Here is a 9,953-nt window from a genome sequence, read left to right on the forward strand (position 1 = left end):
GAGCGGGAGCAAGCTCCCTCGCCACAGGGCCATCATTTTTCTTATGTGAGCAGCATGACCCATGTGGGGAGAGGGGTTTTACCAGTTATAAGTCAGATCCGTGGTCAGGGTGCGGCCCTGGCCGTAGTAGCAGTCCCAGTCGCTGCGGCAGCTGGCGACGTACTTCTTGTCTTCGAGGTTTTCCATGTTCATTCGCACGCTCACGCCCTTGATGTGCAATGGGGATTTTTCGAAGTCGTAGGACATCATTGCGTCGTACACCGTGTAGGACGGGATCTGGAACGCGCCTTCATAATCGGTGCCATAGCTCTGGCGCACATACCGCGCGCCAATGCCCGCGCCAAAACCGGCCAGGGGGCTGGCGCCGGTGAAGGTGTAGTCGATCCAGGCCGAGGCGGTCAGCGGCGGCGCGCTGGCCGGGTGACGACCTTCGCGACCATCATTGTCCTTGGTGTACTCGATGTCATTACGCGACACCGAACCGATCATCCGTATGTTTTCGTTGAGGTTGACCTTGCCTTCCAGCTCGATGCCTTGGGAGCGCATTTCACCGGACTGCTCGCTGACCCCGTATTCGGCTCCCAGAACGCTGGTGACGACGTTTTCCTGCACGATGTCATAGACCGACAGCTGGATAAAACCGTCGATGCCTTTGGGTTCGTACTTGATACCCGCTTCGTATTGCTTGCCGGTGGTCGGTTCAAACGCGGGCCCGGTAATATTTGTGTTGCTGACCGGCATGAAGGATTCGGAGTAGCTCACATAAGGTGTGAGCCCGTTGTCGAACAGGTAACCGAAACCGGCCCGACCACTGAATTTCTCATCTCGAGATTTGCTGCCGGTGCCCGCCAGGGGCTGTTTGTTGTCGGTGTCGGCGAAGTCGTAGCGACCGCCGACGGTAAAGAACCATTTGTCCCACTTGAGTTGGTCCTGAACATAGAGGCCGGTCTGACGGATGGTGTTATCCCAGCGATGGGGCGAGGTGAAGTTGATCTGGCCGCCATACACCGGGTTGTACATATCGATGGCCGCGGCACTACGGTCGTACAACCCGAGGAACTTCGATTCGAAATGGTAGTGATCCACACCCAGCAGCAGGGTGTGGTCCAGTTCGCCGGTCCGGAATTTGGCCTGGGCGGTGGTGTCGATGTTGTAGACCTTGTTGGTCTGCGACCAATCCACGCCGTAGCGACGCATGTAACGCTGGTCATTGGCACCGGTGACGGGGTTGGCGATGAAACCATAACCGTGCAGCGGATCCACATACTGGTCATCGACCTGGGCGTAACGCGCCGTCTGCTTGAGGGTCCAGACGTCATTGAGTTCGTGGGAGGCTTCATAGCCGACGACAAACTGCTCACGGTTGTACTTGTTCAGGCCCGGCTCGCCGAAGAAGGTCGAGCGGCTGTACTTGCCGTTCGGGTTCGGCAGTACGGTGCCGGAGGCCGGCAGGCCCTGGGCCGAAGGGGTATCGCGGTCTTTCTGATACTGGGCGAAGAGGGTGATGCTGGTCGCATCGCTCGGGTTCCAGGTCAGGCTGGGGGCCAGGAGCATGCGGTTGTTTTCGACGTAGTCGATTTCCGAACCGGAGTCCTCCACCACGCCGGTCAGACGGTAGAGAAACTCGCCTTGATCATCCAGCGGACCACCCAGGTCGAAGCCCAGCTTCTTGCGATCGTTATCGCCGGCGCCCAGGGTCACTTCATGTAGCGGCGTGACAGTGGGGCGCTTGCTGACCATGTTGACGATACCGCCCGGCTGGTTCTGGCCGTAGAGCACCGAAGCCGGCCCTTTGAGCACTTCGATGCGCTCCAGGGTGTACGGGTCGATTTGCAGGGCGCCGCCGGTACTGCCGCCGCCATAGGGCAGGTGCAGGCCGTCGAGGTACAACGGTGTGGGGATAAAGCCGCGAGAGGTCGGCTCGTCGAAGATCGTCACCCGGTCGGAGAAACCACCCCCGGTCATGCCGGCGGTATAGCGCAGGGCTTCGGTCACGCTTTGTGCGCCGCGCAGCTTGACCTCGTCCTGGGTGATCACGTTGACGGTTTGCGGCACTTCATTGAGTGGCGTATCGGTCTTGGTGCCCGTGCCGGTTTTTTTCGCGACGATCCCATCGACCGGCCCCCATGCCGATTCCTGGGTGCCTGAAATGTTGATCGGTGCCAGATCCAGGCCAGCCCCGTTGCCCCGGCTGTTCAGGGTCATGCTATTGCCCTGGACGCTGTAGGTAATGTTGGTGCCTTGAAGCAACCGGGCCATGGCCGCCGCCGGTTCCAGGTCACCGCTCACCGCCGTGCTGCGCAGACCGCTGACTTCGGCCGGGCTGTAGAGCACTTGCAGGTTGGTCTGGCGACCGAATTCCTGCAACGCGCTGCCCAGGGGCTGGGCCTGGATATTGATCGGCAGGCTCTGGGCCTGGGCCATCAACGGCAAGCCCAGGGCCATTGCGCAGAGGGCCGGGAGGCTCGGTCGAAACGATTGACGAATCAGCAGAGCCTTGGTGAGTGCGTTCAGTCCGTGCGGTGCGGGCATTATTTTTTTACTCTTCAAAGTGTTGACTGAGAACTATTTCTATTAGCTGCTATTAAGACGTTGGGCCTTGGGCAAACCGGAAAGCCTTCACGCTTTTTTTTACGAAATTTTCACAGTCAGGCAGGTTGAAGCTCCGTGATGACGTGTCCGGGCTCCATGCGCACCAATCGAGTCCCTGTACTTTATTGGCAGGCACAAAAAAACCGGGCCGGGCCCGGTTTTTTTGTGGGGTGACGCTTAGAAGTCGTAGGTCACGTCCAGCGAGGCCACGCGTTCCTGGCCGTAGTAGCAGCCGAACGAGTAGTTGCAGTGGGACACGTACTCGCGGTCGAAGACGTTTTGCACGTTCAGGCTGGTGGTGACGCCACGCAGGCTCGAGGTGGCCTTGCCCATGTCATAGCTGATGGTGGTGTCGAACACGGTGAAGGCCGGTACGTCGAACGAGTTGGCCGCGTCGCCCGGCTTGCGGCCGGTGTGGCGGGCGCCTGCGCCGAAGGTCAAGCCGTTGAGGGTGGCCTGGGTGAAGTGGTAGTCGACCCACAGCGTGGCGGAGAACGGCGCCTGTTGCTCGCTGCGGTTGTCCTCGTTGCCGTAGTTGTCCTTGGTGTAGAACGAGTCGAGGTAGGTGGCGGCGGCCATGACGTCGATGTTGTCGAGGGTGGATTTGACTTCCAGTTCAACGCCGCGTGAACGCACCTGGCCCGACTGGATCGAGTTCTGCGGATCAGCGGGGTCGGCGGTGACCAGGTTCTTCTGTTTGATCTGGAACACCGAGGCGGTAATCATCGTGTTGTCGAACGGTTGGTACTTCACACCCACTTCGTATTGCTCGCCTTCGGTCGGCTTGAACGACTCGCCAGAGACGTCTGTGCCCACGGTTGGCAGGAAGGACTCGGAGTAGCTGATATAGGGCGCCAGACCGAAATCGGTGACATAGGTCAGGCCAATCCGACCGGTGAACTTGTTGTCACGCAGTGAGGAGACGGTTCCCGCCAGCAGGTCCTTGTTGTCCACCTCGGCCCAGTCCTGGCGGCCACCCATGGTCAGGATCCACTTGTCCAGCTTGATCTGGTCCTGCAAGTAGACGCCGGTCTGGCGAACGGTGTTGTCCCACTGGGTGTCCAGCGTCGGGATCACGCTGCCGGTGTCGTAGTTGTTATTGCTGCCGTACAGGTTGATCGGCACGACGTTATAGGCGTTGTAGCCATCGTACTTGCGGTTGAAATGACGATAGTCCACGCCCGCCAGGGTAGTGTGTTCCAGGGCGCCGGTGTTGAACTTGTATTCCACGTTGTTATCGATGGTGTAGGCGGTGTTGTGCTGCTGCCAGTCAAGTTTTACGCGGTTGGCCTGGGTCTGGTCGGTCACGCCACCGGTGGTGACGAAGCTACGTAGATAGAAGCCCCGGTATTGGTCACGCACATCGGTGTAACGCGCAGTGGAGCGGACTTTCAGGTCATCAGTGATGTTGTGGCTGAAGTCGTAGCCCAGGATGAACTGATCACGCTTGTAGTCGTTCCACCGCGTGTCGCCGGAAAAGAAGTCCCGGTCGATCCGCTGGCCGTTGGGGCCGCGCTCCAGGGAACCGATCCTCGGCAGCGCCTGATAGTCCTCCAGGCCATCGTCGCGCTGGATCTGCGCAAGCACGGTCAGCGAGGTGTCTTCGTTGGGCGCCCAGGTCAGGCTCGGTGCCAGCAGCATGCGTTCACTGTGGGTGTGATCGACCTGTTGGTTGCCTTTTTTCGCCACGCCGATGACGCGGTAGCTGAATTCCTTTTGGTCGTCGATCGGGCCGCTGGTGTCGAACGCGCCGTTGACCCGGTTGTAGCTGCCCGCGCCCAGTTTGATTTGGCTGCGCTGTTCAGTGGTCGGGCGCTTGGAGACCATGTTGATCAGGCCGCCGGGCTGGTTCTGCCCGTACAGTACCGACGACGGGCCCTTGAGCACTTCGATGCGCTCCAGGGTGTACGGGTCGATTTGCGGCGCGCCGCCGAGGCTGCCGGCATAGGGCAGGTAGGCACCGTCGAGGTACAGCGGCGTGGGCGAGAAACCCCGGCTGGTGATTTCGTCGGCGATGGCGTTGCGGTCGGTGAAGCCTCCGGTATCCAGACCCGGTGTGTAACGCAAGGCCTGGGTCAAGTTGCGTGCGCCCTGGGTGGCGACCTGCTCGGCAGTGACCACGTTGATGGTCTGCGGGATCTCCAGGATCGGCGTGTCGGTCTTGGTGCCGGTGGCGCTGCGGGTGGCGACGTAGCCGTCCACCGGGCCGTAGGCCGATTCCGCAGATTTACCGGTGATGGTCGTGGCGCCCAGTTCCAGCGAATCCCCTGCCGTCCTGGCGCGCACACTGACCGTGTTGCCTTGGAGGGTGAACATGACGTCGGTCCCCACCAGCATCTGCGACAGTGCTTGCGCCGGTGACAATCGGCCGCTGACCGGCTGGCTGCGCAGCCTCTGGACATCATCGGCGCTGTAGAGCACTTGCATGTTCGATTGATTGCTCAACGCCTGCAGGGCACTCGACAGCGACTGCGCCGCAATGTTGAGGTCGACTTCCTGTGCCTGGACCTGTGCGCTGAACGGCATGGCCAGTGCCAGGGTGAACGCGGTGGCGCTAAAGTCTGGTTGGAGCAGGCGGTGCATGATCAGTGCCTTGGTAAAACGTGGAATCCCCGGCGTTGCTGGCATGTGTTTCACTCTTGCAGGTTTTAGTTTTAATAGGGGGGTAGTTGTCATCAATTCTTAATCAGGACGCACGACCCAGAAAAACCAGAATGGGAATCGAGATTGTTTACGCAGATTGCAGTTCGGTGATCACACGGCCGGCCTCCATGCGCACCAATTGATCGGCCACGTCGAAGTAACGGTCGTCGTGGGAAATCACGATGATGGTCTTGCCTAGGCGCTTGAGGTCCGGCAGCAACTCCGTGTAGAAAATCCGCCGGAAGGTCGGGTCCTGGTCGGCGGCCCATTCGTCGAACACCAGCACCGGGCGTTCCTCCAGCCAGGCATTGACCAGGGCCAGGCGCTTGCGCTGGCCGGTGGACAGATCCGTGGTGGTGAAGGTGCCGTCGCGCACGCTGACCTTGTGGGCGATTTCCAGGCGTTGCAGGTATTTGTTGGCGTCATCCGGGATATGGGTGTCGCCTTGCACGATGTCGTCGAACAGGTAGTAGTCGGCAAAAATGGTGGTGAACAGCTGGCGATAGTCGTCGCGGGTCAGGGCGGTGACGACCTGATCGTTGAGGTGGATTTCACCTTGTTGCGGCGCGTACAGGCCCAGCAGCAATTTGATCAACGTCGTTTTGCCGCAACCGTTTTCACCGACGATGAATACGATATCGCCCTGGTCGATCTTCAGGTTCACTGGCCCCAGGCGGAACGGCGTGGCGCCTTCGACAGCCGGGAAACTGTACGAAACGTCGATCAGTTCCAGCGTCTGCACCGGTGTTTTCGGCTGGCCCTGGTCATTGAGCAGCAGGTGCGGTTCAGGCGAGGAGAACTGCTCTGACAGCTCGGCGATGCGGCGGAACGCGATCTGCGCGCGGCTGACGATCGGCAACGTGCCGATCAGGTGTTCCAGCGGGCCTTTCATGTACAGCAGCACCAGCACGAAACCGCTCATCACCGCTTTGTCGGCGCTCGGCCACAGCGATTGCAGGGCCAACGCCAGGCCGATCACCACGAAGAACAGCATTGAGCCGAGAGTCTTGGCGACTACGAAAATGTTCACCGAGCGAATCTGCGTGTCGCAGATCTTGTCAGCGGTGCGCTCGATGCCCGAGACAAACATGCGCTGTCGACGGGGGCGGTGTATACGCAGTTCCTTGGCACCCTCGGCGATGGCGTTGTAGTGCTTTTGCAGTTCGTCCTCGTGGTCCCTGGCGCTCATGAACCCGGCCATGCCGCGACCACGGGCGATGTACTGAATGACGGTGCCGATGAGGATCGCCAACACTGTCACCAGAAACATCGGCCACGACAGCATCGCCAGGTAACCCATGCAGCCGAGAGTGACGGTCAGGGAAATCGCCAGGGGGGCGAAGGCGAAGGCGAAATCGCTGATGGTGTCGACGTCGTGGGTCAGCACCGGAATCAAGCGATGGCTGCGGTAGCGTTCGATCTGCTCGATGGGCGCCGACAGGACTTTTTCCCCCAACTCCTTGCGCAGCTTGGCGATGATCTTCTGGCCGACGTAGTTGGTGCCGATGTCGGAGAAAATCGAACTGGCCAGCGCCAGCAGGCACAACCCGGCGAACACGCCCACCACCGTGGCGCTCAGGCCGCTGTCGGTGTGTAACACGTTATTGATCGTTGCCAGCAGCACCGTGACGCTGAGACCGCCGACCATGCCCAGGGCGATGGCGCCGATGACAATCAGCCGGAAAGGTTTGAGCAGGGCGAACAATTCGTGAATCACCCCGCGTGTTGGTTGGCTCATGGAGGTTTCCCTGCTTGATGGAAAGGGCGAAGGCCCCTGCGGGCATTCACCGCAAGGGCTGGAGGACGGAGGCACGCCGGTTATGTCGTGTCCACCTGTAGAACGAGCGGAGGGAAAGGGGATTTAGCGAGGGAGCGGTTCAGGAGCATCCACCTAGTCAGAGGGCATTTGTGACGAGGCCACTGGCGGTGTTCAGGCAGGCCGTGGCCTATCAACGTCGGCCTTTTTATGTTTCGTGAAAATGATAAGTGAACTCATTCCGGTTTTCGCAAGTGCTGCGTCTTACTTAGGTATGCGGGCAAATAGGGCAGGACAACCCGGACACCGGATTTGCCCTTAAGGGTCCAGCCTCGACCATGTACTGGCACCTCGCCCCTTGGCAATCGATCGTGCGGGTTCTCTCGTGCTGGCGAGCGGCGGGCCCTTCGGCCCCACGGATTGTTACCTCTACCAATAAATAGTGAGCACGATGTCATCCATTCATGAGTTCAAACCTCTGTTCAAGGCACTCGTCATGTCCCGCGGCCTGCGTTCGCGTCGGGTGTTGACCGGTCTGGGGCTGGTCTGCCTGGTGCCACTTAGCGCTCAGGTGATGGCAGAAGACGTCAGCATCGACATCCCTGCGCAATCGCTGCCCCAGGCACTGCAAGCGTTCGGTCAGCAGACCAACCAGCAAGTGATCTACAACGCCGGCGATATGGCCGGGCTGCAAAGCAACCGCGTCAGCGGCAGGATGAGCCCACAGGCGGCCATCGCCGAATTGCTCAAGGGCACTGACGTGCGCTACAGCATTGAGGGCAATACCCTGATGCTGGTGCGCGGTTCCGCCCAAGCCCTTGAGCTGGGCGCGACCACCGTCAAAGCACAGGAGCTGGTGGCGACGACCGAAGGCAGCAAGTCATACACCAGCAACGCCGTGACCATCGGCAAGGGCACCCACAGCCTCAAGGAAATTCCTCAGTCGATCACCGTGATGACGCGTAAGCAGATGGATGACCAGAACCTGGTCAACCTCAAGGACGCCGTCAACCAGACCACCGGCATCGTCGGCCTGCAGGGCGTCGGCCAAGGCATGATCCTGTCGTCACGCGGTTTCCAGATCGACGATTGGCAATACGATGGTGTGCCGATCCTGCGGAACAACTATTCGCTGGGTAACTGGGCGACCCAGGACCTGATCTTCTTCGACCGCCTGGAAATCATGCGCGGCGCCGCCGGTCTGCTGCAAGGCACCGGCAGCCCCGGCGGTGCCGTCAACCTGGTGCGCAAGCGTGGCCAGAGCGCACCGACCGTGACCCTGACCGGCAAGGCCGGCTCGTGGGATCACTACGGTCTGCAACTGGACGCTGGCGGCCCGCTGAACCAGGCCGGCAACATTCGCGGTCGCATCGTCGTCGATGAAGACCAGAGCAATTCATTCGTCGACCATGCGTGGAGCAAGACCCACTCGCTGTACGGCGCGCTGGACGTCGACCTGAGCGAAGACACCACCCTGGGTTTCGCGGTCAGCCAATCCAACGGCGAATCGCGGGGCAACATTCGCGGCTTGCCACGCTACGCCGACGGTTCGATGCCGGACGTGTCGCGTTCGACCTACACGGGGGCGCGCTGGAACCGTTCCGAAATCGATGTCACCACCTACTACACCGATCTGGAGCATCGCTTCAACGAGGACTGGGCGTTCAAGGTGGGTGCCGTGTACATGACCGAAGACAACCAGGCGAAAAATCAGCGAGTGCAAAGGCTTGGCGGCCTCAACCCCGATGGCAGTGGCGTGCAATATGCCGACTTTGTGACCGATTTCCAGTCCACGAAGTCCGGTCTAGACATGAGCCTGAACGGCAAATTCGAAGCCTTGTCGATGGAGCAGGAAGTCATGCTGGGCGGCAACTTCTCGCAGTTGGAGACGGATGATAAATTCGCCCGTACCTTCAACAGCACCAGTGACTCCATCTTCGACCTGAACAATGACCGACCGGACATCAGCTACGAGAGTCTGATCGCGGCGGGCGGGCGGGGCACCCTCAGCAAATACGATATCCGCCAGAAGGGTGTGTACGGTACCTGGCGCGTCAAGCCGATCGATGATCTGACGCTGGTGCTGGGTTCCCGGGTCAGTTGGTATGACTCCAACTACAAGGCGAAAACCGAAGACTCAGCCGGTGTTACCCCATACACGGCAAGCACCGCAACTGAAACCGGGGTGGTCACGCCCTACGGCGGTATCATCTATGACCTGAGCCGTGAGTGGGCGGTATATGCCAGCTACACCGATGTGTTCCAGCCTCAGACCGAGGTCGATGCCAGCGGTTCGGTGCTCAAGCCCATCGTCGGCACCAACTACGAAGTCGGCCTCAAGGGCGAGCTGATGGACGGTCGGGTCAATACCTCCCTGGCTATCTTCCGTTACGACCACGAGAACCGCGCCATCGAAGACACCGCCGCAGGGATGGTATGTGAGGGCGGGTATTGCTCGGTAGCCTCGGGGAAAGTGCGTAGTCAGGGTATCGATGCCGAAATCAGTGGTGAAGTGGTGGACAACCTGCAGCTGTTCGCGGGCTACACCTACAACACCACCAAGTACCTGGAGGACCCGAAAAATGAAGGTGTTGTCTACAGTAGCTGGACACCGAAACACATGCTGCGCGTGTGGGGCAACTACCAGTTGACCGGCGACTGGAGCCGCGTTAGCACCGGCCTGGGCTTCACCACCCAAAGCCACACACTGGTTTACCAAGAAAAGACCAACGTACCGGGTTACACCGTGTGGAATGCCCGCATCGGCTACCAGCTGACGCCGGAAATTGCTTTGGCGGTCAACGCCAATAACCTGTTCGACAAGACGTACATAACGCCCGCCTATAACCAGCTCGATGGCAACAACAACTTCGGTGACCCGCGCAATCTGATGTTCAGCGTGAAGTACACCCCGCAGTTCTGATTGGCACGCAAACAAAAAACGACCCGCCTTGAGCGGGTC

At 60.0% G+C, this 9,953-nt stretch carries 4 protein-coding genes; 1 reads left to right on the forward strand and 3 read right to left on the reverse strand.

From position 1 onward, the window contains the following. Window positions 1–78 precede the first annotated feature (78 nt). The 3 genes from HU811_RS20560 to HU811_RS20570 all read right to left on the reverse strand — a co-directional run bounded on the left by HU811_RS20560 (window position 79) and on the right by HU811_RS20570 (window position 6,973). A complete protein-coding gene (locus HU811_RS20560; RefSeq protein WP_186657800.1) occupies window positions 79–2,532 on the reverse strand; it encodes a TonB-dependent siderophore receptor in 2,454 nt (817 codons plus the stop codon). 237 nt (window positions 2,533–2,769) lie between these two features. Next, window positions 2,770–5,220: a TonB-dependent siderophore receptor gene (locus HU811_RS20565; protein ID WP_186657802.1), complete on the reverse strand. Its 2,451-nt coding sequence runs from the start codon at window positions 5,218–5,220 to the stop codon at window positions 2,770–2,772. Between the two features lie 103 nt (window positions 5,221–5,323). Then, window positions 5,324–6,973, reverse strand: a complete 1,650-nt coding sequence (locus HU811_RS20570; protein ID WP_186657804.1) for a cyclic peptide export ABC transporter — start codon at window positions 6,971–6,973, stop codon at window positions 5,324–5,326. Between the two features lie 469 nt (window positions 6,974–7,442). Here HU811_RS20570 and HU811_RS20575 point away from each other — a divergent pair, with 469 nt between their 5' ends. Next, window positions 7,443–9,914 carry a TonB-dependent siderophore receptor gene (locus HU811_RS20575; RefSeq protein ID WP_186657806.1) on the forward strand — a complete coding sequence of 824 codons (2,472 nt, stop codon included), beginning with the start codon at window positions 7,443–7,445 and terminating at the stop codon, window positions 9,912–9,914. Window positions 9,915–9,953: the final 39 nt, after the last annotated feature.

This window comes from Pseudomonas tehranensis (assembly GCF_014268615.1).
Lineage (GTDB): Bacteria > Pseudomonadota > Gammaproteobacteria > Pseudomonadales > Pseudomonadaceae > Aquipseudomonas > Aquipseudomonas tehranensis.

What these genes read in the sequence shown, in the direction of transcription:
- HU811_RS20560 (WP_186657800.1), bottom strand. Translation starts at nt 2,532, where the DNA reads ATGCCCGCACCGCACGGACTGAACGCACTCACCAAGGCTCTGCTGATT.
- HU811_RS20565 (WP_186657802.1), bottom strand. Translation starts at nt 5,220, where the DNA reads ATGCCAGCAACGCCGGGGATTCCACGTTTTACCAAGGCACTGATCATG.
- HU811_RS20570 (WP_186657804.1), bottom strand. Translation starts at nt 6,973, where the DNA reads ATGAGCCAACCAACACGCGGGGTGATTCACGAATTGTTCGCCCTGCTC.
- HU811_RS20575 (WP_186657806.1), top strand. Translation starts at nt 7,443, where the DNA reads ATGTCATCCATTCATGAGTTCAAACCTCTGTTCAAGGCACTCGTCATG.